Raw genomic sequence first — 24,144 nt, forward strand, 5'->3', positions numbered from 1 at the left:
GGGTGCCGCTAACCAACGCGCCCGTCGTTAATGTAGTGGCAGCCCTTGTGGCTGCCAAATCCGGCCAATCCGAACTGCACCATCCCGCGCAAGACAAATCGAACTGCTTTATATTAACGACCTATTCGTTGAACGATACGGGCAGGAAACGCGGCAGCGTTTTTGAGCTTGCCCAAAGGATACCCATGATTGATCTCTCCGCTTTTCCCATCACCAAAAAATGGCCCGCGCAGCATCCCGACTGGATTCAGCTTTATTCCCTGCCCACGCCCAACGGCGTCAAAGTGTCGATCATGCTTGAGGAAACGGGTCTTCCGTATGAGCCTCATCGCGTCGGTTTCGATACTCGCGATCAGATGTCGCCGGAATTCCTGTCGCTGAGTCCCAACAACAAGATTCCCGCCATTCTCGACCCCGACGGGCCCGATGGGCGGCCGCTCCCATTATTCGAGTCCGGCGCAATCCTGATTTATCTTGCCGACAAGGCTGGACAGTTCATGCCGCAGGATATGGCCGGCCGCTACGAGACTATTCAGTGGCTGATGTTCCAGATGGGCGGCATCGGCCCCATGTTCGGCCAGCTTGGCTTCTTCAACAAGTTCGCTGGCAAAGATTACGAAGACAAGCGTCCGCGCGATCGCTATGTGGCCGAATCCAAGCGCCTGCTTGGCGTTCTCGACCAACGCTTGGCCAGGCGCGCCTGGATCATGGGCGACGCCTACACCATCGCCGATATGGCGACCTTTCCTTGGGTGCGTAACCTGATCGGCTTCTACGAAGCGGGTGATCTGGTGGGGATTGCGAATTTCTCCAACGTCATGCGCGTGCTCGATACCTTTCTTGCGCGGCCTGCGGTGGCAAGAGGCCTTGATATCCCGAAGCGGGTCTGATCCATGCGGCCTGCCATTCCAAACATGAAACCGAAGGTGCATGCATGACTGAGCCGATCACAATACGACCCGTGTTGAAAGAGGATTTCGCCGGTTGGAAGGCGCTATGGGATGGCTACAACGCCTTCTATGGCCGAAAGGGCCCATCCGCCTTGCCTGCCGAGATTACACAAATGACCTGGTCGCGGTTTTTTGATGCGTATGAGCCCGTGCACGCCTTGGTGGCGGAAAGTTCGGGCCAATTGCTGGGCCTGGCGCATTTCCTCTTTCATCGCAGCACCACCAGTATTGGACCCAACTGCTACTTGCAGGATTTGTTTACGGTCGAAGCGGCAAGGGGCAAAGGCGTTGGCCGCGCGCTTGTCGATCAGGTTTATTGTGCCGCGGCGGGGGCCGGGGCGCAGCGCGTCTATTGGCAAACCCACGAGACCAATACGCAGGCCATGCGTCTGTACGACAAGATCGCCGAGAAGTCCGGATTTGTGGTGTATCGGAAAATTTTTTGACGGAAGTTCACGAACCATTTTGTCTTGCGATTTGGCAGCCACAAGGGCTGCCGCTACAAAACCATTGGCCGCAAAGACGGTATCTGCAAACGCCTATCCGTGAATCATGTAGCGGCAGCCCTCGTGGCTGCCATCCATGCAAGATACCGCCTCCCGCTATCTCAACAGCGCCGATAAGGTGTTGCTGATGAACCCCGCCAGGGCCTTGCGCGGGCCGGGCGCTTCGGATGCGCGATTCAGTGCTTCTTCCCACGAATAGGCGGCAAGAACGGCTTTATATGTCAGCCAGGGAATGGGTTCGGGTTCCCATTTTTGCAGGGCCCGCTTGGGCGCGACCCCTTTCATGACCCAGGGCATTTGCGTCAGTTCCGTGTCGCGTTCCAGAATCAGGTCGGCCAGCGTTCGGCCAAACAGATTGGAGGCTCCAACGCCGCCGCCGCCATAGCCGCCCGCCAGCGCGATTCCCGAGCGCGCGTCGAACAGCGCGTGGGGCGCGAACCGTCGCGACATACCCATGGAGCCGCCCCAGCCGTGGGTGACCTGGACTCCTTGCAATGCCGGAAACAGGTCGGTCATCAATCTTTCGCGTATTCTGAACTCCGGGTCTTTCAATGAAAATTCGCTGCGCGGCCTGGCACCGAACTGGTAGGCGCCTCGCGCGCCAAAAATCAGGCGATCGTCTGCGGATCTTTGCCCGTAGGTGATCAGGCGCCCGCTGTCGCTGAAGGCGGGGCGGTTCTGTAGGCCGACCTCGTCCCATTGCGCACTGGAGAGCGGTTCGGTGGCGATGATCAGGCTTTGCACGGGCAGTATATATTTTCCATAATCGCGGACTGTGCTGGAGTACCCTTCCAGTGCCGGAACAATGATCTGCGCCCGCACTTCTCCGTGCGCCGTTACGACCGATCGCGGGTGGATTTCCAGTACCGGGGATTCTTCGTAGATGGCCACGCCTTTGCGCTCAACGGCCATTCCCAGGCCGCGAACCAGTTGAGCCGGGTTAATCACGGCGCAGTGGGGTGAAAAAATGGCGCCATAGGGTTTGTGCATGCGCACCTGTTGCGTCAGCTCGCCGGCATCGAGCCACCGGTAGTCTTCTTCTGTATGGCCTGCCTGATAAAGCTGCTTAAGGTGCCTGCGCTGGGATTGGAGCTGCTCGGGGTAGCGTGCCGCGGCGAATATCACCCCGCCTTTGTGAAAGCCGCAGTGGATGCCTTCCCGGTTCATTATCTCGTGAACGTGATCGACGATGCCGTGAAGCAGCCTGTAGCCTGTGCTTTTTTGTTCTGCCGGTAGCCTTGCCAGATACTTGTCTTCCCCCGCGATGCTTCCCTTTAGCCAGCCGCCGTTGCGCCCGGATGCGCCAAAGCCTGTGGTTTGAGCCTCCAATATCGTGACGGATAGATCGGGGGCGATGCATTTCAGGTAATAGGCCGTCCACAGCCCGGTGTAGCCGGCGCCGATAATGACGACATCTGCGTTCTTGATGCCATCCAACGGCGGCCTGGGCTGGATGTCTTCGTTTAACGTGTCAAACCAGAGACTTGCGTTGCGGTAGTTAGGCATGGATGTTCGTGTGATCCCGAGGCTTCTATCATAGAGGCTTGGGTGAGCCGCTGTTAACGTCCATTTTAGAAAAACTGACATACCAATTTATGGCTGATATTCGCGTTAAGACACTGTGCAGCCAGTCCACCAACGCTGCCGGTGTTTGACGAAATACGAGCGCGGGCCGGAGCCAGGTTGGGGATATTGGTATCTTCAATATTTTATAATGGACCTTTTAGCTCGCCCATTGTCGCTGTTTAATACATTCGAGTTCGGTCAAATCAGGCAGGGGTTTCGCGTTACGCGGCAGTCGCCCGTTTAGAACCTGATCGGTATAGCCAAGCCATCGAACCCGACGTTAAAAATTATAGAAACATAACGATAGGAGCAGAGACATGTCCCGTATTCCGAAAGCCAAAGTGGTCCTGGCGGTTACTACGGTGGCTAGCGCCATCGCGTTTTTCAGTGCGAGTGCCGCGGCCAGCGATCTAACCATTGCCTCCTGGGGAGGCTCCTACCAGAAGGCGCAAAGCGACGCGCTCTTCGAGCCGGCCGCGAAAGCCCTTGGCATACAGATCAAGCAAGTCACCTACAGCGGTATGTCCGAAGTGCGTCTTCAGGTAAAAACGGGCGCAGTCACCCTGGATATCGTGGCCGCAGGTTCAGGTAGCTGCGCCCACGCTGCCGAAGAGGGGCTGCTCGAGCCGCTGGATTACAAGCAGATCGATGTTTCGCACTTCTACCCAACCATGCATACCCCCTACTGCATAGGCGGGGATGTTTTTTCCAACGTTATGGCGTGGAATACCAAAACCTACGGCGAAAAGGGTCCGCATACCTGGGCCGATTTCTGGAATGTCAAAAAATTTCCCGGCAAACGGTCCTATCGGGCCGAGGTGGCCGGCGCGCTGGAGCCGGCACTGATGGCCGACGGCGTGCCGCCCGACCAGGTGTATAAAGTCCTGTCCAGCCCGGGGGGCATCAAACGCGCGCTCGACAAGATTCGCCAACTCAAACCCAATATCTCGGTATGGTGGAAGTCGGGCGCCCAGCAGGCGCAGTTGATGAAAGACGGCGAAGTCGACATGATCGTCGGTTGGAACGGCCGCTTCGACGCTGCCGCCAAGGACGGCGCCAAGGTCATGTACACCTTCAATCAGGGGCTTCTGGATTACGATGCCTTTGCCATACCCAAGGGTGCGCCGCATAAGGCCGAAGCCATGAAATTCCTGGCCGAGATCAGTAAGGCCAAGTATCAGGCCAATCTGCCCAAGTACATCACTTACGGGCCGACCAACAAGCAGGCGTATGAAATCGGCAAAATAAGCGCCGAGGTTGCCAAGACGCTACCCTCGTCTCCGGCCAATGCCGCGATGCAGCTGCCGCTGGACTTGAACTGGTACGCAAAGAACGAGAAAAAGGCTTCGGCCATGTATCAGGACATGCTTCTGGAATAATGCCCTTTCACGCACAACACGAACGAGGCCGTGTTGTGCCATGATTGATGTGGAAATGGAATAACCCGACCAAGGGAGATCAGGTGTGACCGAGCCGATGAAAAAAGCAGCCTCGTTGCCCATCACTATTCAGGGCTTGACCAAACGCTACGGAGGCAGCTTCGCGCTGGATCACGTTGATCTGAATGTGTGCAGCGGCGAGTTCCTGACCTTGCTCGGGCCTTCGGGGTCGGGCAAGACGACGCTCCTGATGGCTATCGCCGGCTTTACCCGGCCCGATAGCGGCAGCTTGCGATTTGGCGACACCGAAACCATCCGCACCCCTCCTCATAAACGCGATCTGGGCATGGTGTTTCAAAGCTATGCCTTGTTCCCGCACATGACCGTGGCGGCCAATGTCGCTTTTTCGCTGAAGCTGCGAAAAATTCCCCAGAATGAAATCAGACAGCGTGTCGAGAACGCACTGGAAACCGTTCAACTGGGCGGCTACGGCGAACGCGGCATCACCCAGTTGTCGGGGGGGCAGCGGCAGCGCGTCGCGCTGGCCCGCGCTATCGTTTTCGAACCGCGGATCCTGCTCATGGATGAGCCTCTTTCGGCCCTGGACAAAAAGCTGCGCGAACACATGCAGATAGAACTTCGCCGCCTGCACGAAAAACTGGGTATTACAACGGTCTATGTCACTCACGACCAGCGCGAAGCGCTGACCATGTCGGATCGGATTGCCGTCATCAACAAGGGACGCGTGATGCAGATTGACGGGCCGCGGGAAATTTATGAGCGCCCGGCCAATAAATTCGTGGCCGATTTTATCGGCGACTCTACCTTCCTGCCTGTGACGATCTCCGGCGGCGATGCCTTGTATGGGCAAACCGTGCTCAAGCTCGAAGCCGGCCCGCGCAATGCACGCAATAACCTTTTAATGCTGCGGCCCGAACGGCTTCAAATCGTTGCAGGTCAGGCCTGCGACGACTTGAATATATTTACCGGCACGGTCAAAGGCGTTATTTATCAAGGGGACAGCTATCTGTTGCACGTGGCGCTTGCAGGCGGAGTCGAGGTCTGCGTTCGGGGCGCCAATCAGCGCGACGCCATGGTGGTCATTCCCCAATCCGGCATGGCGATCTCCCTCGGCCTGCACCGCGAAGACACTGTCCTGATCTGCGACGAATGACGGCGATGAATCACGTCACTTACGTTAATTCGAGCGGCACGCCAATGGCCCGGGGGCCGGCTTTGGACAATGCCCTGGAACTGAAGCGCGACGGCGCCAAAGAGCGGCTGGGGCTGCTCGGCCTTTGCTCGCCGGCGCTGCTGCTCGTCCTGGTCATCATGATCATTCCCGTAGCCTGGCTGTTCTGGCTATCGTTTATTGGCGAGGACGGCGGCTTTTCACTTGAAAACTATCAGCGCATGATAGACAGCACGTCTTATCTGCAGATATTCAAGATCACGTTTGAAGTCAGCGCGCTGACAACCCTCATCTGCGTGCTGGCGGGCTATCCGCTGGCCTATTTTTTATCGCAACTGCCTAATCGTGCTGCCAATTTGTGCATGATCGCCGTGCTCGTGCCGTTTTGGACTTCCCTCCTGGTGCGCACCTACGCATGGCTGGTGCTTTTGCAGCGTACGGGGTTGATCAATACCTGGGGCATTGAACTGGGCTTATGGCACGAGCCGATCACTATCGTGCACAACTTGACCGGCACGCTGATCGGCATGGTGCATATTATGCTGCCTTTCCTGATCCTGCCGGTCTATGGTTCGATGAGAGCCATCAACGGCGACTACCTGAAGGCGGCGGCCAATTTGGGGGCCGGGCCCATCCTGGTGTTCTGGAAGGTCTTTTTTCCGCTGTCTTTGCCGGGGCTGTTTGCCGGCATTTTGATCGTATTCATCCTGTGTCTGGGCTTTTACGTTACACCGGCCATTCTGGGCGGTGGAAGAGTCGTCATGGTGTCCATGAGCATCGCCTCCAATATTGAATTGTTCGTGAATTGGGGGGCGTCCAGCGCGCTGGGCGTGGTGCTGTTGATATTGACCTTGCTGATCCTGTATCTGGCATCGCGCGTGGTGCGTCTGGATCGGGTTTTCGGAGGGCATGGCCAATGATGCGCTGGTTGAACAGTCCCGCGTCCGAGACCCAGATCACACACAAGCGGCGCTTGTGGCTGTATGTCCTGTCGGGTCTGGTGATGGCGTTTCTGGTCATTCCCACCTTGATCGTGATCCCCATGTCGTTTTCGGACTCGCAATATCTGCAGTTCCCGCCCTCCCACTGGTCGCTGCGCTGGTATCGGCACTATTTTGAGTCTGCCGAATGGCTGCAAGCGACCGCCACGTCGCTGGAAGCGGCTTTTTTCACTGCGCTCATCGCGACCCCCATAGGCGTCATGGCGGCTTATGGGCTCTTTGTATCGGGGATGCGGCTTGCCAAACTCATTTACCTTGCGCTCATCACACCGATAATCGTACCGGTCATACTGATTGCCATCGGGGCCTTTTATGTTTACGTCAAGCTCCACCTGCTCAATACCATCCTCGGGCTGGTGCTGGCCGATACGGTGCTGGCTATTCCCCTGGTCCTGATCGTGGTCAGTTCAGGCCTGAAAAGTTATGACATGAGCCAGGAGATGGCGGCGCGCAGCCTGGGCGCGTCGCGCCTGAAAGCGTTCATGCTGGTCACCTTGCCGCAAATCCGCTTTTCGGTCATCACCGGCGCTTTGCTGGCGTTTCTGACCTCATTCGATGAAGTCGTCATTGCCCTGTTCATTTCGGGCGGCGATCACACGACCATTACCAAAAAAATGTTCATCTCCTTGCGGGACCAGATCGATCCGACCATTACGTCGATTTCCACCCTCATGATCCTGGTTTCAACCGGCCTGCTGATCGCCGCCCAGCTTTATGGGAAACCCAGGAATACGTAATTTCATTTCTAAATCGTATTGGTGGCACCCACAAGGGGTGCCGCTACCAGCGACCGGTACGTTTTTGTAGCGGCACCCCTTGTGGGTGCCATCCCTGCAAACCAAAATTGATTCAGATACGAAATCAGGGTTTCAGCTCTTCGAGAACCTGGGCCAGGGCTTCGACGCCGGCCTTGATCTCGGGCGCCTTGATGGTACTGAAACCCAGCACCAGGCCTTTCATCGAGACGGGCTCGATGCAGTATCGTCCGATAGGAGAAACCGAAATCCCTTTTGCGGCGGCGGCCGCGCTAACCTGCTGCTCTGAATATCCTTGCGCCAGGCGGCCTATGGTATGAAATCCGGTATCGGTCGGAATGACTTCCAGCAGTCCTTGCAGCCGCTGTCTGGAAGCCTCGATCAAGATGTTGTGCCGGGCTGCATAGATTTTGCACATGCGGCGGATGTGGGTGGCAAAGTGCCCTTCGTCGATAAAGTCGGCCACAACGGCCTGGAGATTGGACGGGGCTCCCTGCAGGAAAGCGCCGGACACTTTCTGGAACGTATCGACGAGTATGGGCGGGGCTACGAAATAGCCCAGCCGCAATGCCGGGAAAAGCGATTTGCTGAAGGTGCCTACATAAATAACGCGCTCTGTGGTGTCCAGGCTTTGCAGGGTCGGCAGCGGGCTGCTCTGGTAGCGGAATTCGCCGTCATAGTCATCCTCGAGAATCCACGCATCGCTCTGTTCGGCAGCCTGCAATAATTCGATCCGGCGCGCCAGGCTGAGCGTCACCCCTATGGGTTGCTGGTGCGATGGCGTGACGAACGCAAGACGAAAATAGGGGGCGCGCCGCAAGCCTTCTTCGACAATGATTCCTTCGCGATCGATAGGGATGGGGTAGAGGTCCATGCCGCAGGCGCTCAGGCTGTTGCGCGCCCCGATGGCGCCGGGGTTTTCGAACCAGACCTTGTCCCCCGGGTTGAGCAGTACGCTGCAGATCAGGTTAAAGGCCTGCTGGGCGCCGCTGACGATAAAAATTTGTTCCGGCTCGCAAGAAAGCCCGCGATTTCCCCTCAGATGATTGGCGATGGCCTTGCGCAGCGGCAGAAACCCCTCGGGGTCGCCATATCCCATGACGATGTCGCGTTTGCTCCGATAATGTTTGGACACCAGACGCGACCACTGGGCCAGCGGAAACACGTCAAACGCGGGTATTCCTGTTGTGAACGCCTTGGATTCATGCGGAATCCGTTTGCTGAACTGACCAATGGCCTGTTCGAGGCACCGTGCCAGCCTGAGGTTATCGCGGCGCTTGCCTATCATCTCGGCCGAAGGCGTGGGCAGTTTAGGTAGATGAGTGCTTAAGGTTTCGCCGATGAAGGACCCGGCGCCGGTTTTCGAATCGATCAGGCCTTCTTCGGTCAAACGATCGAAAACGTTGATGATGGTGGTCCGCGAAACGCCCAGCTCCTGGGCGAGCGTGCGGCTCGATGGCAGGCGCTCTCCGGCCGTCAGCGCCCCGGACAGAATCATTTTTCGTATAGCCGCGCAAATCTGGGTGCTCATCGTTTTCGCCGATTCGCGGTCGATGGTGATGGACGCTAACAACGCACCTCTGGCTATTTTTACCATCGGAATGTCCTTGTGTAGTGGCAACCCGTTCATGTAGTGGCAGCCCTTGTGGCTGCCATCGCCCTTCAGCACCACCGTCAGGTTAATCAAACACGAAAAAATTGGTACGGCAATTGATCCAAAATGGATATTACCGTAAAGCCGCTTTATTCATATCATGCTAATAAGCGTAAGGCTGGAATAAGGTGCGTGTATTTCATGAAGATCAAAAGTATAGAGACGTTCACGACCAGGGATGTGGGGCTGGTTCGTTTGCGCACCGACGACGGATCCGAGGGATGGGGGCAGGTGTCTACCTATCATTCCGATATTTCCGCGACGGTCCTGCATCGCCAGGTGGCCATTCATGCCCTGGGCGAAGACATTTCGGATCTTGGTCAACTGGGGGATCTGCTCGACAGAATTTGTGAAAAGGAATCCAAGTTTCCGGGATCTTATTTGTGCCGGGCGCTGGGCGGGCTGGATACCGCCATATGGGATCTTCACGGCAAACAGCAAGGTAAAAGTGTGTGCGAGCTGCTGGGCGGCGTGCCGCGGCCGGTACGTGTGTATGCGTCAAGCATGAAACGCGATATCACTCCAGCGGACGAGGCCACGCGCTTCCTGCGCCTGCGCGATGCCTGCGGCTATGACGCTTTCAAGTTCCGGGTGGGTGCGGAATGCGGCCGCAACCGTGACGAATGGCCAGGCCGCACAGAGGAAATCGTTCCGGCCGTTCGCAAGGCGCTGGGTGACAGCGCGACCTTGCTGGTCGACGGCAATAGCTGCTATCGCCCCGAAACCGCGATCGAAGTGGGACATCTGCTCGAAGATAATGGGGTCTGTCATTTTGAAGAGCCGTGTCCCTATTGGAACCTTGAGTGGACTAAACAAGTCAGGGATACGCTGAGCATCGATATAACGGGCGGCGAGCAAGATAATAATCTTGCCTTGTGGAAGCATATGATCGACTCGCGGGTGGTGGATGTCGTGCAACCCGATGTGTGCTATCTGGGGGGCATTGAACGCACATTGCGCGTGGCTCGCATGGCGCAAGAGGCCGGCCTGCCCTGCACGCCGCATTCGGCCAACCTGTCCCTGGTGACTATCTTTACACTGCACCTGATGGGCGCTATTGAAAATGCCGGCCCTTATGTTGAGTTTTCAATCGAAGAAGCCGATTACTACCCCTGGCAATATGGCATCTATACCGAATTTCCGGTGGCTCGCGACGGCAAGGTTCAAATTCCCCAAGGGCCGGGCTGGGGCGTCGAGATCAATCCGCAATGGTTGAACCAGGCCGACTATAAAATAAGCAGGCTGGATTAAGCCCGGCTGCCATCGCCATTAAGGCTGCGGGCAGGGCGCCCATCTGTTTTGGAGAAGTATGGATGTCGCAGCAAATAGAAGCGTGTGTGGATGAGGCGTTGCGTACCGGGACATTGTCCGGCCTGCCCGATCAGGTGTATATCGATGGCCGGTGGCGCGATTCCGACTCTGGCAAGAAAATGGAAACGCTCGACCCGGGGACTGAAAAGCCCTTTGCGCGGTTTGCCGCGGGCAACGCGGCCGACGTCGATGCGGCGGTGGTTTCTTCGGAACGAGCCTTCAAGGAAGTATGGCGCAAGGTCGATCCGGCGCAACGCGCCAACCTGTTGAGAAGAGCAGCGACGCTGGTGCGAGCCAATGAAGGGCGGCTGGCTGTGGCCGAGACCCTGGATTCCGGCAAGCCACTGGCGGAGTCGCGTATCGACGTGGACGCCATCGCCCGCTTCCTGGACTACTACGGCGGCGCGGCCGATAAATTGCAAGGCGAAACCATCCCGTTGGGCCGGGACTTCGTTTCTTATAATGTACTGGAGCCAGTGGGGGTTACGGCGCATATTCTCCCCTGGAATTTTCCCATGTTTGCAATGGTGCGCGGTGCGGCCCCCGCTCTCGCGGCAGGGTGTACCGTGATTGTGAAACCGGCCGAAACCACGCCGGTTACTGCGCTGATGCTGATGGATATCTTCACTGAGGCCGGTTTTCCCGCAGGGGTATGCAATGTAGTCACGGGGACCGGTCAGGCCGTTGGCGAGCCGCTTTGCGCCCACAAGAAGGTTCGGCATGTGACGTTCACCGGCTCGGTCGCCACGGGAAGCCGTGTGATGCAAAACGCTGCCCGCCACATTACCAGCGTGACCCTGGAATTGGGCGGGAAATCGCCCGCTGTCGTGCTGGCCGATTGCGACCTGGATCATGCTGTTGAAGATATGCTGGAGGCTATTTACTTTAATGCCGGCCAAGTGTGTTCCGCGGGCTCCCGGCTTGTGATCGAGCGCCGTATCCATGATGAATTCGTCGAAAAATTTGCAGCGCGAGCCAGTGCGCTGACGATAGGCCATGGGCTTAAAAACCCTGTCATCGGAGCCATCAACTCGCGCCAGCAGCTTGAGAAAATTGCTCGCATCGTCGATGATGCCAGAGCGCGTGGCGTCAATGTTGTTGCAGGAGGCCGATGTACGGTGGATCCCGATAGCGGAGCCGGTTGGTTTTTCCAGCCCACAATGCTTGACGATGTCCGGCCCGACGACCGCGTCGTACAAGAAGAGATCTTCGGACCGGTTCTTTCCGTTCAGATAGTCGATGGCATTGAAGAAGCCCTGTCTGTTGCCAACGGCACCGATTATGGCCTGGCCGCATGCATCTACACGAAGGACATTAAAAAGGCGCTGGGCCTGGCCAGGGATATCGACGCGGGCCAGGTGACGGTCAATCAGTATTATGCAGGGGGCATTTACACCCCCTTTGGCGGCAACAAGCTGTCGGGCTTTGGCCGGGAGAAGGGGTTGGAGGCACTGCGTAATTATTGCCGGACCAAAAATGTGACGGTCAGAATCTAGGCCTTGCGGGAAGAACATATGGCCGATTTCGATTACATCATCATCGGGGCCGGGTCTTCGGGCTGTGTGCTGGCCAATCGTTTGAGCGAAAACGGAAAACACAGGATATTGCTGCTGGAGGCAGGCGGCAGCGACAAGCGATTCTGGGTGCAGGTGCCCATCGGCTACGGTAAAACCTATTACCAGAAGGCCGTCAACTGGATGTACATGACCGAAGAGGTCCCGGGCCTGAACAATAAGCCCAGTTATTGGCCGCGCGGCAAGGTGCTGGGTGGGTCGAGCTCCATCAATGCCATGGTTTACATCCGCGGGAATGCCAGGGATTACGATGACTGGGCGGCCGCTGGAAATCCGGGATGGGCTTATCAGGATGTGCTGCCTTACTTTATAAAGTCGGAAGCCAACCAAATGGGGGCGGGCCGCTATCACGGCGACGATGGCCCTCTGTACGTATCGGATGTTTCAAAAGAGTTGCATCCCTTATGTCAGGACTATATTCAAGCGGGCCGGCAAGCCGGATTGGACTTCAATCCGGATTTCAACGGTGCCAGGCAAGACGGAGTGGGGCCGTATCAGATCACGGTCCGTCATGGTTTGCGCATGTCTGCGGCCAAGGCGTTTTTGCACCCCGCGATGAAACGGGCCAATTTGACAGTGCAAACGTATGCGTACGCGACGCGCCTGCTGTTTGAAGGGAAACGAGTTATTGGCGTCGAGTATGAACGTGGCGGCCGCCGCTGCAAGGCTTTTGCCGCAAGGGAAGTCATACTTTGCGGCGGCACGATCAACTCGCCGCAACTACTGCAGCTGTCGGGCATCGGCCCTCGGGACGTGCTCGAGCCCTTGGGGATCGACGTAATCCACGACAGTCCCGCGGTGGGGCGCAACCTGCAGGATCATGTCGGCGTCGATTATCTTTTCAAGTGCAATAAAAAGACCTTGAACAACGAGCTCAATCCCTGGTGGGGCAAGCTCTGGGCCGGCCTCAGGTATATCTTCGCGCGTAGCGGCCCATTGGGTTTGAGCATTAATCAGGCGGGTGGTTTTTTCAAAACCGCTCCAGACTTGTACCAACCCGATATGCAGTTGTATTTTTCTCCGGTCAGCTATACCAGGGCCCCGCCCAAAACACGTCCCTTGATGAATCCGGATCCCTTTGCCGCCTTTCTGCTGGGGGTCTCCAACTGTCGTCCTTCATCCAGGGGGTACTTGAAAATACGCTCGTGCGATCCCCACAAGGCGCCCGAAATACAGCCGGATTATTTGTCGACGGACGACGATATACAAAGGATGCTTCGCGGGGTTCGCTTTATTCGCGAGCTGGCCGGGACGGCAGCACTCAAAGAAATTATTACCGAAGAGCTTCGTCCCGGGGCCGCCTGTGCGAGTGACGAGGCGTTGGTACAAGATATTCGCGACAACGCGTGGAGCGTTTTTCATGCATGCTCTACCTGCCGCATGGGGCCGGACCCGCAGGCTGATGTGGTGGATCATTGCCTGCGTGTGTATGGGGTGGAAAGCCTGCGGATTGCCGATGCGTCCATCTTCCCTTCTTTGGTTTCCGGCAATACGAATGCAGCCGCGATTATGGTGGGTGAGAAGGCGGCTGATCTGATTTTGAGCGACACCGCCTTGGGGCGATGATGTCATTGCATTGAATGGCAGCCACAAGGGCTGCCGCTACAAATGCGTGGCCTTGGATTGTGTAGCGGCACCCCTTGTGGGTGCCATTTCCGCAGCGCCCGGTTATGATGCCGTGAAGCCCGTGGACCTGCCTGGGGCCGCAAACCCGTGACCATGACTTATCGCACCCATCAACAGAAGCGCTGGCTGGCGCTCATTGTCCTGTGCCTTGGCGTTTTGATGATCGTCCTGGACACAACCATTGTGAACGTTGCCCTGCCATCCATCCAGGCGGACCTGGGCTTTTCCGAAACGTCGCTGGTCTGGGTTGTCAATGCATACATGATCACCTTCGGCGGGTTTTTGCTGCTCGGCGGTCGGCTGGGCGATCTCTTTGGGAACCGAAGGGTGTTTCTGTTCGGAATCGTGCTTTTCACGCTGGCATCGCTCGCCTGCGGGTTGGCCGGTTCGCAGGGACTGCTGATAGGGGCGAGGGCGGTTCAGGGATTTGGCGGCGCCATTGTTTCGGCGGTTTCATTGTCCATGATCATGAGCCTGTTCAGCGAGCCCGCAGAGCGGGCGCAAGCGATGGGCGTCTATGGCTTTGTATGCGCCGGCGGCGGCAGCATCGGCGTACTGCTGGGCGGCGTCCTGACCAGTACTCTTAGCTGGCACTGGATTTTTCTTGTCAATCTGCCGGTAGGTATTGCGGTATGTGCGCTCTGTGTGGCTTTGCTACAGGGTGGGCCAGGACAGGCTGCTTCTTCCGGCCGCCTTGACGTTGCAGGCGCCGCGGCCGTCAGCGCATCGCTGATGCTGGCGGTTTATGCCATTGTCAATGGCAACCAGGCAGGGTGGGCTTCCGCCCAGACCTTGGCCATGTTGGTGTGCGCAATTATGCTGCTCGCCGTTTTTGTAGGCATCGAGGCGCGTGTGCGTAATCCATTGATGCCGCTCGGCCTTTTTCGCTTGCGCAATGTGGCCATTGCCAACGTCGTTGGCGTCTTGTGGGCCGCGGCCATGTTTGCCTGGTTCTTTATTTCGGCGTTATACCTTCAGCGTGTGCTGGGCTATACCGCGTTGCAAGTGGGCTTGGCCTTCCTGCCTGCGAACCTTATCATGGCGGCCTTCTCGCTGGGGCTGTCGGCCAGAATGGTCATGCGTTTGGGCATCAGGCCTACATTGTCTATTGGTCTGTTGCTGGCGGCTATAGGCTTCGCCCTGTTCTCGCGCGTGCCGATCGATGGTGTCTTTGCGCTGGATGTACTGCCTGTAATGGTTCTCCTTGGAGCGGGCGCCGGCATGGCGTTCAACCCCTTGCTGCTGGCGGCCATGAGTGATGTGCATCCAGGCGAATCGGGCCTTGCCTCCGGTGTCGTCAATACCTCGTTCATGATGGGTGGGGCGCTGGGCCTGGCCATTCTTGCAAGCCTGGCCGCCGCGCGTACCGGCGGCCTCCTGAGGTTCGGCGCGGAGTCCCTTGCCGCGCTTGCGGGCGGCTATCGGCTTGCCTTTATTTCCGGCGCCGTTCTGGCGGCCGCGGCCGCACTGATCGGCGGCGCGTACCTTCGCGCTGCGGATTCATTGGCGACGGATCCCGAGGTGCCTCGGTCCTAGAGTATTTTCGATTGAAGCGTTTACGGAACTGAACGCGTTTCGTGTCGCTGGTTTTTTGAGCCGTTTTGGGTGAGATCATTCTATTAACACGCCGCAGGGCGAGGGGTGGGTACCGTCCGGTCCGTCCAGCGGTCGTGGCGCTACGCGCCCCGACTGCCCGGGTCTGCCTCGTCCAGGCGGGCGTCGGGCGAACTCACTGCGCCTCGCAAAAAGCGCGAGGCTCCGTTCAGACAGCGCCCGCCGACAGCCCCCGCCTTCCCTTCGTCAGCACCCGGCGCTGGCCGAATGACCGGACGGTACCCACCCCTCGCCCTGCGGCTGCGGTGATGAAATGCACCGGGGGATGCGGAGGGACGGCAGGCGCTTGGTCGAGCGAGGTCCACGGGCGGCGTGATAGAGACAGGCTGCGGGCCAGTGAATTCTTGGCCTCCCTAGACGGCGTCTTCAGATACCAATACGTCCAGCCAAATACCCAAGCATCCCATGCCGTATACCGTTTGACTAAAAATGCTCTAGGCCGGCCCGGTACGCTGGGTTTGTCTATGCGCCTGCAATGCCCTGATTCGCATTATTGCTTGATGGTCGGAGGTTGCCGCATCGACCATTTGCGCCAAATCGGCCTTCAGCGCTGTTCGCGATCCGGCATCGAGATAGACCATGTGCCCCGAAGGGTAGAACCGCACGCCGAGATTTTTGCGCACGCCTGAGTCGGCCAGCGGCATCGCCTCCAGATCCATGACGGTCTGATAAAACGGCGTGACAAAATCGTAATAGCCGTTGGCCGACAATACTTTCAGGTCGACGTTCAGACTCATCGTTGCCGCGAGATCGCCCGCCGTGTAAAGGATAATATTGCCGTTCTCGTCGATGCCTTTTTGCGCACCGGTCGGGTCGATGTGGCTGAAGTCCCAGTTCTGGAACGCCTGGTCGTTAAGGTCCGTAAACGACGAGGTCGAGGTGAACTTCAATCCGTCATTGAGGTAGTTGTTCCACATGGCGGTATAGACTCCGGAAACGGCCGTCATGGTGGGATCGTTGCCGCCTGAATTGGGTGAAATATGTTTGGCTATGCCCGTGTCGATGCCGGTCACGCGGCCGTCATAGGCGCCCAGTGCCAGGCCTTTGTCCTGCAGCAGGCCGAGAAGAAAGAGCGAATTCCCAACGGAATCACGTGCGGCAATATCAAGGTTCCAGGCGGCCAGCGTGGTTTTATCGATGCCCGTGTAATCGCTTAGCGTTTGCGTTGTCGTCGATGCGGCCTTTGGGTGTTTCCGCAATGCTTTCGCATAGTCGCCTCGCGCAAATGACGTTGCCGCATCCATGAATGTCGACAGGTTGGTGGGGGGCGGGTCTACATGGACCTTCTTGTGGTACCACGCGTCGGCGGCCGCTGTGGGCAGGGCGCCCACGGGGTTGCCCGCCTGGGAATAGTCGAGAATCGACGATTGAATCGTGATGCCGTTTAGTTCAACGCCGTCTTCGTGCAATACGTACGACAGTACTGCGCTGCGCGCTGTGCCGTACGACTCGCCAAACAGGAATTTCGGCGAATTCCAGCGATCGTTTGCGGTGAGATAGCGTTTGATGAATTGCGCAATCGAATGGGCGTCCTGGTCGACTCCCCAAAAGTCCTTGTTTTTGTAGGGTGCAATGGCGGTCGAATAGCCGGTGCCCACGGGGTTGATAAAGACCAGGTCGCTTTTGTCGAGCAGACTGTCGGGGTTGTCTTCGAGCGTATAGGGTGCGGGTGGCGTAAAGCCCGGCATCGATGTTTTGATGCGCTTGGGCGCGAACGACCCCAGCAGTACGAAAACCGAGGAAGATCCCGGGCCGCCGTTGTAGAAGAACGTGACCGGGCGTTTTTCCGGTGTTTGGCCGTCGGTGGTGAAGGCAACATAGAACATTTTCGCGCTTGGCTTTGAACTGCTCGGATCGACGACTGCCAGGTGTCCGGCTTTTGCCGTATATGCAAAAGCATGGGCGCCAAGCTTGATCTGATGGTGCGTGATCGCGGCATTTTCCGTTGCGTCGGCGACGGAATCACCGGGCCCGTTGCCATACGCGGTCGGGTCGAAACAGAGCTGATCCTTGCCGCTGGCTGCCGCAGTCGATTTGGGCGATGGTGTTTTATGACTTGCCATGGTTTCGCTCCTTGAGCCGGCGCCGCGGCTTAAAGCATTTGCGCCAATTTCTGTCCGTTCGGGCTGCCCAGACCGGTACAGGCGTCCCATCCGGGTGATGCCGCGAAGCTGCCGTTGTTGCCTTGCGTAATATCGTTCAGTGCGGTCGGCTGCCGATACAGCTTTGCGTTGATGAATCCGACCGTGCTTGCCTTGTCTGTATTGATCCGCGCAATCAGTGCCGCCCATAAGGGTGCTACGGCGCTGGTGCCTCCCACTACCTCGTCGGATCCATCGATCAGCACCCGGTATCCGGTTAGCGGATCGGCATTGCCGGCAACATCGGGAACGCCGCGTTTGCGAAGTGCGGCGGAGCGGCCGTCTTGCGTGTTTAGACTTAGCTTTTTTTGCCACGCGGGCAATTCGAAAATCGTACTGACGCCGCCACCGCCCGCACCGCCTTGCGTGCCGTCATTCCACACGACTTCACTTTGGATGGCATGGCCCGAAGCGTGCAGGCTTGTGCCGCCGCACGCCAGGACATAAGGGCTCGATGCGGGAAAATCGACGTGGTTGGCGCCATCCGCAATGCCGTCGCTCGCGCCATTGTCTCCCGATGCGGCGCACACCGTTACTCCCATTGCGGCAGCCGCCTGCAGCGCATCATTGAATGCCTGCATCGATTGTGGCGTCCACATTGGTTCCGGACCGCCCCAGCTTATCGAAATGACTGATGGCTTGTTAATGCTATCGTGCACCGCCTGGCTAAGCGCGCTGATGAAACCAGCGTCGCTGTTGGTCGAGAAATAAACGGCGATATGCGCCTCGGGTGCAATCGCGCCGGCAATCTCGATATCCAGGGTGACTTCCCCATCCGGCCCGTTGGGATTGCCGGTAGCTTGATTAGTGGCCCCGTTTACCGAGACGGCTGTCACGGTGGGGGAGGCTACATTCAACTTTGAAAAGTAGGCCTGCAGGTCGCTTTCGATATAGCCGCCGCCCAGTTCGATGAGGCCTATGCATTGTCCCTTTCCCGCATTGTCGGGGAAGTTATAGAGGGATGCGATCTGGATGGGCGAGAAGGCGGAGCGGGCGGTTCGTGGCGCTACCCGAAAGGGCGGATGAAGGCGAAAATGCGACCGTGCCTGCGGACGGTTGTCCAGGCCGACGACGGCCGTGACAATATCTTTAAGATATTCCGGAATGTGAAGCGGGCCGATTCGCCCGCGATAGTTGCCAAGCCGGTGTTCGTAGCTTTGCAAGTCGACATCGAATGCCACGTTGAACTGCGCCACGGTCCCTGCCACGGTGACGCTGCTGCCGGCGATATCTTCGCGCAATATCCTGAGCCCGTATTGGTTGGCGAAGTCGATGACTTTGGCGATATCTTGCCGCGCGGCGCCAAACTTTTTCGCGAACTCCGCACGGGATAGATGAGCGGCCCGATGATCGCCGATGGCGAGTTTGTCGACGATGTTGCGTAAATCGTTGTTCGCATGGCGGCGCACGATGATGATCGCCTCCAGCTCCTGGGCCGGATCGGCGGGCCCGACGCACCGTGCGTCGGCAAGCGGCGCGCGTTCACTGCCACGAAGAGGACATTTTGCCATGATGCTGACCCCCCATTGTTGGGAAGCGCCTACTCAATAAATTGGCGGCTAACTTGTGTCTTGTTTCGATTAAATAACACGATTATCGACATGTACAAGTGCTTGCATCATGCTCTTACACACTTTAACGACCAGACCCGTATGCTGGCCATGTGTCTGACAGGCGATATCCTTCCGGCCATGGATCGGACGGATCCAGCATATGCTGATGGGTTCCGGTTATCCATCCGCGCCCTGAAATACTCGGCACGATCGCGGCCTTGCCGCCGATTTGGCTTAGGGATTCGATCCGGCAGTCAAAGCGCGAGTTGATAATGGATAGCCCTGTGTAGCGGTCGCCGACCTGCAGCAGACCTCTGGCGTGAAGCACGGCCATGCGTGCCGAGCAGCCCGTCCCGCAAGGGGAGCGATCAAGCTTTCCGGGCTCGATCGCCACTGCGCTGAGCCCGGTCGCAATGCCTTGTTCCAGTGTGATGGGCGCGGTGAATTGGCAGAATGAAATATGCGTCCAGTCAGGATTTTCGGGGTGTGTGAAACCCAGTTGCTCGTTGGCGGCCCGGGTAATTTTCATGCCCATGGCCGCGAGGTCATGGGCTTCGTCGGCGGCCAGCGTAAAGCCCAAGTCGGCGGCCTTCACCAACACAAAGCTGTCGCCGCCATAGGCGGTATCGACCCGCACTGTGCCTACCCCTTCGATTTCAAGCGCCGCGTCCAGCTTGTCGGCAAACGATGGGTGGTTGAATACTCGGACAGATTCTGCCTTTCCGTTCCGGCACTGGGCCACGACCTCGATCAATCCGCCTGGCGCTTCCAGGGTGAATCGGGTTTCGGGCTCGGTCATGGGCAGGATGCCGCTATCGAGCAACACGGTCGAGACACAGAGCGAGTTCGATCCGGACATGGGCGGCGTATGCACGGGCTCCATGATTAGCCATCCCATGACGGCGCGCGGGTTTTTGGGCGGCAGCAGCAGGTTGACATGGCGGAAGACGCCGCCGCGCGGCTCGTTAAGCATGAAGTTGCGCAGCGTCTGGTCTTTGTGAATCCAGCGCGCCTGCTCCCAAAGGGTATCGCCCGGGGGCGGCAGCACACCACCCACGATCACATCGCCCACTTCGCCTTCGGCATGGCAGCTGACTACGTGTATTACTTTGTTGGTACGCATATTTTGATTGGCAGGCCGTGTATGTTAATGCGCAAGCTGGAAGCCATGCGCGTAGGGATCGCGATCATCGATGAAAATGGTGTTAAGCCCCGTTACGCGGGCCCAACCCGCAATGGAAGGGATGATGGCGGGTAGGTCGCCCACTGTTGTCAGGGCTTCGACACGTCCTTTGAACATTGAGCCGATGATGCTCTCATGGATGAAATCGTCGCCCGGCTTCAGCCGGCCCAAGGCGGCCCAATGCGCCATGCGCGCCGAGGTCCCCGTGCCGCAGGGCGAACGATCGATGGCGTTGTCGCCATAAAAGACGGCATTGCGCGCAGTGGCCTCTGCCTGAGTAGGCTTGCCTGCCCAGAGGATATGACTTAATCCCTTTATTTCAGGTTTCTCGGGATGCTGAAAAGTATATTTTTCGTTCAAGGCCTGGCGTAGGCGCGGGCTCCATCCCAGCAGGTCGGATACGCTCACATCCGCAATGTCGGTAAACGCTTTCTGAGGTTCGACGATGGCATAGAAATTGCCGCCATAAGCCACATCCACGGTAACGCTTCCCAAGCCCGGAACTTCGGCGCTAAGTCCTCGTGAATGCACAAACGATGCGACGTTGGTCAGGCGCACTTCTTCTACATAAGGCCCTGCCTGGCGGTATTGGGCCACGACCACTCCGGCGGGCGTGTCCAGTCGCAATGTTCCGGGTGTCTTGGGGCTCACCAGGCCATGCTCGATCATCGTTGTGACGGTGCCGATGGTGCCGTGGCCGCACATGGGCAGGCAGCCGGACGTTTCGATAAAAAGAATGGCGATGTCGCAATCTTCACGCGTGGATGGGTAAAGGATCGACCCGGACATCATGTCGTGGCCGCGTGGTTCGAACATTAGTCCCTTGCGTATCCAGTCGAACTCGGCCAGGAAATGAGCGCGCTTATCCAGCATGGTCTTGCCTTGCAGCGTGGGTCCGCCGCCCGCAACGACTCTGACCGGATTGCCGCAGGTATGTCCATCAATACAGAAAAAGGTGTGTCTTGCCACAATGGTGCTCCTAGAATCGGTCGGGCCGGAAGGGATGAAGTGAAAGGGCAGGCGGGCGATCCAGCAGCATATCGCGCACCAGCCGGCCGGTCGCCGCCGACTGCGTCAACCCAAGATGACCATGTCCAAAGGCATAGATAAGATTGCGCGTGTGCGGCGAGCGGCCGATGACGGGCAGGGTATCGGGCAGGCTGGGGCGAAAGCCCATCCATTGCTTGCCGCCCTCGGTCTTGAGCGCGGGCAGGAATTGCTTGGCCTTGGCCAGCATCATTTCAGAGCGGCGGAAATCGGGCTTGCGCGTCAGCCCGCCCAGCTCTACCGCACCGCCCACGCGGATGCCGGCAGATAGCGGAGTGACGACAAAGCCGTGTCCGCCAAAGGTCAGCTGGCGCCGCAGGTCGAACGCATTGGCGGGTAGGGTCGTGTTGTATCCGCGCTCGGTTTCCAGCGGGATAGAGTCCCCCGATTGGCGTGCCAGCTTGCGCGACCAGGCTCCGCAGGCCAGGACGACATGCCGCGCATGCAGGGTATCGCCGTTTGTCAGCGTAATACCCAGGCCCTCTGTTTCGGAAGTCAGACGGTTTGCCTCAGCCACCATAAACTGCGCGCCTTTTAGCATGGCCGCGTGACCGATGCCTTGGGCCAATTCATAAGGGTCAGCCACCGTTTTCCAGCTTGGCACGAACATGGCGTGTGTGAACCGGGGTGACAAGCCTGGTTGTAGCTCTTCGAGGGCCGATCCGCTTACCATGCGGGATGCGATGCCATGGTCTTCGCGCAATTTCCAGCCGGGTAAAGAGGCGTTGAATTCGGACAGGCCTTCGTAAAGATGCAGAACGCCGTCGGATCGGACCATCCCGTCCAGGCCTGCTCGAGCCAGCATCGCCGAAGACTCTTGCCGGGCAAGATCCATCAATGCCGCTTGCGCATGCACGCTGGCTGCATAACGGTCGTTCCAGCTGGCTCGCCAGAGCCGGATCAGCCATGGGGCAATGCTGGGCAGATAGGCCGGTGGTATCGAAAGCGGCCCAAGCGGGTCAGCTAACCATTTGAAGGCCTTTCGCACAATACCAGGGGAGGCCATGGGCAGGATATCGGAGAATGCCAGCGCCCCGGCATTTCCGTAGCTTGCTTCAAGCGCCATGCCTTTGCGGTCGATTACAACAACCCGCAAGCCTGCTTCGACTAGGTAGAACGCCACTGACAAGCCAATGACGCCGGCGCCGATGACGACAACGTCATGAATATCTTGTGTCAAACCCGTGCTCCGTCAAGCGGCCCGATGGCTTCTGTATACGTTCATGCTGCCAGCGTTGACAGATCGGGAAGCACGGGCCGCGTAGCGATGGCGTGGCGCACAATGCGCTCCACTTCGGCGCGGCGTGCTCCTTGCAGAGGCATGCGTGGTGCGCGTACGCGCTCGTTCGATTGAATGGCCAACGCTTCGGCCAATTTTATATTCTGCACCAGATATGTGCTGACATCCAGGTCCAGCACAGGACGGAACCAGCGATATATCTCCAGCGCCTCGGCGCTGCGGCCGGCTTGCATGAGCCGATAGACGGCAACGGTTTCACGGGGAAAGGCCACCACCAGGCCTGCTACCCAGCCCACCGCGCCCACGGACAGAGCCTCGAAGGCCAGATTATCCACACCGGTGAGCACGTTGTAGCGATTGCCGAGCCGGTTGAAAATTTCGATACTGCGTCGAATGTCGTCGGAAGATTCCTTGATGGCCACGAATCGTTTGTCGTCGGCCAGGTTTTCCATAATGTCGGGTGTGACATCGACCCGGTAAGCCACCCGGTTGGAGTAGATCATGATGGGCAGGTCGCCAGCGGCGGCCACGGCGCGCAGCGACGCCTCGGTTTCTTGTTCGTTCGTATGGTACATGGGGCTGGGAACGACCATCAAGCCGGAGGCGCCGGCGCGAGCGGCTTTCTTGGCCATATCGCAGGCTTCTGCTGTCGACGCGGCGGAAATGGTCATCAGCACGGGCAGACGGCCTGCCGCGTCTTGTGCGATTTTAAGGACTTCGATACGTTCTTCGGGGCGAAGCATCGGGCCTTCACCCAAAGACCCGGCGACGATCAGGCCATTGCACCCGGCTTCAATCATCAGGCCAAAGCAACGCTGCATTTCAGCATGATCAAGCTCACCTGCTTGCGTGAACTTGGTCGTCACAGCGGGAATTACGCCTTTCCACATTTAGCTTCTCCTATGTATTTACGCTGAAATTATCGCATTATTGGATCCAATATACAATTTAATCTATGCGAAGTAATTTATTGTTTAACGTCGAGACGGGAACGGGTCTTTGATATCATTCGTTGCTGGACTTAGTCGTACGGCAGCTAGGGGTGTAATTTGGATTACTGGTCGAAGATAAGCGCTGTCGATCTCGGGAAGACAGCCTCCACGGCGGATGTGATCTACAACGCGTTGCGCGATGCGATCATTCGCGGCGATATGCCCGAAGGCGAAACCCTGCGGCAGGATAATATCGCCCAAATTTTCAACGTCAGCCGGATCCCGGTGCGCGAGGCGCTCAAGCGGCTTGAAGCGCAAGGCCTGGCTACGTCGGTGCGCTACAAAGGGGTGGTGGTGGCATCCATGTCCACGAGCGAAATCTCCGAAATTTTTGAATTCCGCGCCCTGGTCGAGCCCAAGGTGATAGAGCTGGCGGTGCCGCTCATGAGCAAAGAATCCCTCGAAAAAGCGCAGGCCTACTGCGACGAATTCGCGGCCGAAACCGAGCCCGCCCGCTGGGGCGACATCAACCGGCTTTTCCATACGGCGCTTTATGCGGATTCGGGCCGGCCGTATTATTTATCGGTGATCGATAAAACCAACGACCGGGTCGAGCGCTATATACGCGCGCAACTCGACTTGACTCATGGCATGGAGCGGGCTCGCGCCGACCATCAGCAAATCATGGACGCCTGTTTTAGGCGCGATGCAAAAGCTGCGGCGCGCGCAACGCGCGAGCATATCGTCAATGCCGGAAAATCGCTGGTCGCCTTCTTGCGGAAGCGGGCTGACTAGAGCATTTTTGGTCAAACGGTATACGGCACTGGACGTTTGGGTATTTGAAGACGCCGTCTATGGGGGCCGGGGCGGGGCCGGCACGGCGTGCTTGATCCGGATCTGCCTCGTCCAGGCGGGCGTCG

At 58.0% G+C, this 24,144-nt stretch carries 19 protein-coding genes; 11 read left to right on the plus strand and 8 right to left on the minus strand.

Annotated features, from left to right (window positions below; genetic code table 11):
- Nucleotides 1-185 precede the first annotated feature (185 nt).
- Both EDC26_RS12295 and EDC26_RS12300 read left to right on the plus strand, forming a co-directional pair.
- Nucleotides 186-890: a glutathione S-transferase N-terminal domain-containing protein gene (locus tag EDC26_RS12295; RefSeq protein WP_132582978.1), complete on the plus strand. Its 705-nt coding sequence runs from the start codon at nt 186-188 to the stop codon at nt 888-890.
- Between the two features lie 44 nt (nt 891-934).
- The gene (locus EDC26_RS12300; protein WP_132582980.1) at nt 935-1,396 is read left to right on the plus strand and encodes a GNAT family N-acetyltransferase; all 462 of its coding nucleotides are present in this window, start codon (nt 935-937) and stop codon (nt 1,394-1,396) included.
- 156 nt (nt 1,397-1,552) lie between these two features.
- Here EDC26_RS12300 and EDC26_RS12305 read toward each other — a convergent pair whose 3' ends face one another.
- Nucleotides 1,553-2,962, minus strand: a complete 1,410-nt coding sequence (locus EDC26_RS12305; RefSeq protein WP_132582982.1) for an NAD(P)/FAD-dependent oxidoreductase — start codon at nt 2,960-2,962, stop codon at nt 1,553-1,555.
- Nucleotides 2,963-3,339: 377 nt separating this feature from the next.
- Here EDC26_RS12305 and EDC26_RS12310 point away from each other — a divergent pair, with 377 nt between their 5' ends.
- The 4 genes from EDC26_RS12310 (at nt 3,340) to EDC26_RS12325 (ending at nt 7,331) form a co-directional block, all read left to right on the plus strand.
- Complete coding sequence (locus EDC26_RS12310) at nt 3,340-4,401, plus strand: ABC transporter substrate-binding protein (RefSeq protein ID WP_132582984.1); 1,062 nt, start codon at nt 3,340-3,342, stop codon at nt 4,399-4,401.
- Between the two features lie 97 nt (nt 4,402-4,498).
- Entirely contained in the window at nt 4,499-5,575 is a 1,077-nt protein-coding gene (locus EDC26_RS12315) for an ABC transporter ATP-binding protein (protein ID WP_132583038.1), read from the plus strand.
- A gap of 5 nt (nt 5,576-5,580) precedes the next feature.
- Nucleotides 5,581-6,513: an ABC transporter permease gene (locus EDC26_RS12320; RefSeq protein ID WP_243700904.1), complete on the plus strand. Its 933-nt coding sequence runs from the start codon at nt 5,581-5,583 to the stop codon at nt 6,511-6,513.
- Entirely contained in the window at nt 6,510-7,331 is an 822-nt protein-coding gene (locus tag EDC26_RS12325) for an ABC transporter permease (protein ID WP_132582986.1), read from the plus strand. The genes EDC26_RS12320 and EDC26_RS12325 overlap by 4 nt, the downstream gene beginning before the upstream one ends.
- 124 nt (nt 7,332-7,455) lie before the next feature.
- On the opposite strand, the gene pdxR is transcribed toward EDC26_RS12325, so the two are convergent.
- Nucleotides 7,456-8,880 (minus strand): MocR-like pyridoxine biosynthesis transcription factor PdxR, encoded by a 1,425-nt coding sequence (gene pdxR / locus EDC26_RS12330; RefSeq protein ID WP_207915124.1) that lies wholly within the window; start codon nt 8,878-8,880, stop codon nt 7,456-7,458.
- A 264-nt stretch (nt 8,881-9,144) separates the two neighbouring features.
- Here pdxR and EDC26_RS12335 point away from each other — a divergent pair, with 264 nt between their 5' ends.
- From EDC26_RS12335 to EDC26_RS12350, 4 genes are all read left to right on the plus strand, one after another.
- On the plus strand, nt 9,145-10,254 hold the full coding sequence (locus EDC26_RS12335; RefSeq protein WP_132582990.1) for a mandelate racemase/muconate lactonizing enzyme family protein: 1,110 nt from the start codon (nt 9,145-9,147) through the stop codon (nt 10,252-10,254).
- A 62-nt stretch (nt 10,255-10,316) separates the two neighbouring features.
- Nucleotides 10,317-11,810, plus strand: a complete 1,494-nt coding sequence (locus tag EDC26_RS12340) for an aldehyde dehydrogenase family protein (protein ID WP_132582992.1) — start codon at nt 10,317-10,319, stop codon at nt 11,808-11,810.
- A gap of 18 nt (nt 11,811-11,828) precedes the next feature.
- The gene (locus tag EDC26_RS12345) at nt 11,829-13,454 is read left to right on the plus strand and encodes a GMC family oxidoreductase (protein ID WP_132582994.1); all 1,626 of its coding nucleotides are present in this window, start codon (nt 11,829-11,831) and stop codon (nt 13,452-13,454) included.
- A 153-nt stretch (nt 13,455-13,607) separates the two neighbouring features.
- Entirely contained in the window at nt 13,608-15,050 is a 1,443-nt protein-coding gene (locus tag EDC26_RS12350) for a DHA2 family efflux MFS transporter permease subunit (RefSeq protein WP_132582996.1), read from the plus strand.
- A gap of 512 nt (nt 15,051-15,562) precedes the next feature.
- On the opposite strand, the gene EDC26_RS12355 is transcribed toward EDC26_RS12350, so the two are convergent.
- The 6 genes from EDC26_RS12355 to EDC26_RS12380 form a co-directional block, all read right to left on the minus strand.
- On the minus strand, nt 15,563-17,191 hold the full coding sequence (locus EDC26_RS12355; RefSeq protein WP_132582998.1) for a S10 family peptidase: 1,629 nt from the start codon (nt 17,189-17,191) through the stop codon (nt 15,563-15,565).
- 29 nt (nt 17,192-17,220) lie between these two features.
- Nucleotides 17,221-18,783, minus strand: coding sequence for a S53 family peptidase (locus tag EDC26_RS12360; RefSeq protein WP_207915131.1), 1,563 nt, complete (start codon nt 18,781-18,783; stop codon nt 17,221-17,223).
- Between the two features lie 121 nt (nt 18,784-18,904).
- Entirely contained in the window at nt 18,905-19,945 is a 1,041-nt protein-coding gene (locus tag EDC26_RS12365) for a trans-3-hydroxy-L-proline dehydratase (protein WP_132583002.1), read from the minus strand.
- A 24-nt stretch (nt 19,946-19,969) separates the two neighbouring features.
- Nucleotides 19,970-20,974 carry a 4-hydroxyproline epimerase gene (locus EDC26_RS12370; protein WP_132583004.1) on the minus strand — a complete coding sequence of 335 codons (1,005 nt, stop codon included), beginning with the start codon at nt 20,972-20,974 and terminating at the stop codon, nt 19,970-19,972.
- A gap of 10 nt (nt 20,975-20,984) precedes the next feature.
- A complete protein-coding gene (locus tag EDC26_RS12375; protein WP_132583006.1) occupies nt 20,985-22,232 on the minus strand; it encodes an NAD(P)/FAD-dependent oxidoreductase in 1,248 nt (415 codons plus the stop codon).
- A gap of 41 nt (nt 22,233-22,273) precedes the next feature.
- Entirely contained in the window at nt 22,274-23,182 is a 909-nt protein-coding gene (locus EDC26_RS12380) for a dihydrodipicolinate synthase family protein (protein WP_132583008.1), read from the minus strand.
- A 159-nt stretch (nt 23,183-23,341) separates the two neighbouring features.
- Here EDC26_RS12380 and EDC26_RS12385 point away from each other — a divergent pair, with 159 nt between their 5' ends.
- The gene (locus EDC26_RS12385; RefSeq protein WP_132583010.1) at nt 23,342-24,019 is read left to right on the plus strand and encodes a GntR family transcriptional regulator; all 678 of its coding nucleotides are present in this window, start codon (nt 23,342-23,344) and stop codon (nt 24,017-24,019) included.
- Nucleotides 24,020-24,144: the final 125 nt, after the last annotated feature.

This window comes from Paralcaligenes ureilyticus (genome assembly GCF_004346225.1).
Taxonomy (GTDB): Bacteria; Pseudomonadota; Gammaproteobacteria; order Burkholderiales; family Burkholderiaceae_B; genus Paralcaligenes; species Paralcaligenes ureilyticus.

What these genes read in the sequence shown, in the direction of transcription:
- EDC26_RS12335 (WP_132582990.1), top strand. Translation starts at nt 9,145, where the DNA reads ATGAAGATCAAAAGTATAGAGACGTTCACGACCAGGGATGTGGGGCTG.
- EDC26_RS12295 (WP_132582978.1), top strand. Translation starts at nt 186, where the DNA reads ATGATTGATCTCTCCGCTTTTCCCATCACCAAAAAATGGCCCGCGCAG.
- EDC26_RS12350 (WP_132582996.1), top strand. Translation starts at nt 13,608, where the DNA reads ATGACTTATCGCACCCATCAACAGAAGCGCTGGCTGGCGCTCATTGTC.
- EDC26_RS12315 (WP_132583038.1), top strand. Translation starts at nt 4,499, where the DNA reads ATGAAAAAAGCAGCCTCGTTGCCCATCACTATTCAGGGCTTGACCAAA.
- EDC26_RS12380 (WP_132583008.1), bottom strand. Translation starts at nt 23,182, where the DNA reads ATGTGGAAAGGCGTAATTCCCGCTGTGACGACCAAGTTCACGCAAGCA.
- EDC26_RS12365 (WP_132583002.1), bottom strand. Translation starts at nt 19,945, where the DNA reads ATGCGTACCAACAAAGTAATACACGTAGTCAGCTGCCATGCCGAAGGC.
- EDC26_RS12310 (WP_132582984.1), top strand. Translation starts at nt 3,340, where the DNA reads ATGTCCCGTATTCCGAAAGCCAAAGTGGTCCTGGCGGTTACTACGGTG.
- EDC26_RS12320 (WP_243700904.1), top strand. Translation starts at nt 5,581, where the DNA reads ATGAATCACGTCACTTACGTTAATTCGAGCGGCACGCCAATGGCCCGG.
- EDC26_RS12340 (WP_132582992.1), top strand. Translation starts at nt 10,317, where the DNA reads ATGTCGCAGCAAATAGAAGCGTGTGTGGATGAGGCGTTGCGTACCGGG.
- EDC26_RS12325 (WP_132582986.1), top strand. Translation starts at nt 6,510, where the DNA reads ATGATGCGCTGGTTGAACAGTCCCGCGTCCGAGACCCAGATCACACAC.
- EDC26_RS12345 (WP_132582994.1), top strand. Translation starts at nt 11,829, where the DNA reads ATGGCCGATTTCGATTACATCATCATCGGGGCCGGGTCTTCGGGCTGT.
- EDC26_RS12305 (WP_132582982.1), bottom strand. Translation starts at nt 2,962, where the DNA reads ATGCCTAACTACCGCAACGCAAGTCTCTGGTTTGACACGTTAAACGAA.
- EDC26_RS12355 (WP_132582998.1), bottom strand. Translation starts at nt 17,191, where the DNA reads ATGGCAAGTCATAAAACACCATCGCCCAAATCGACTGCGGCAGCCAGC.
- pdxR (WP_207915124.1), bottom strand. Translation starts at nt 8,880, where the DNA reads ATGAGCACCCAGATTTGCGCGGCTATACGAAAAATGATTCTGTCCGGG.
- EDC26_RS12300 (WP_132582980.1), top strand. Translation starts at nt 935, where the DNA reads ATGACTGAGCCGATCACAATACGACCCGTGTTGAAAGAGGATTTCGCC.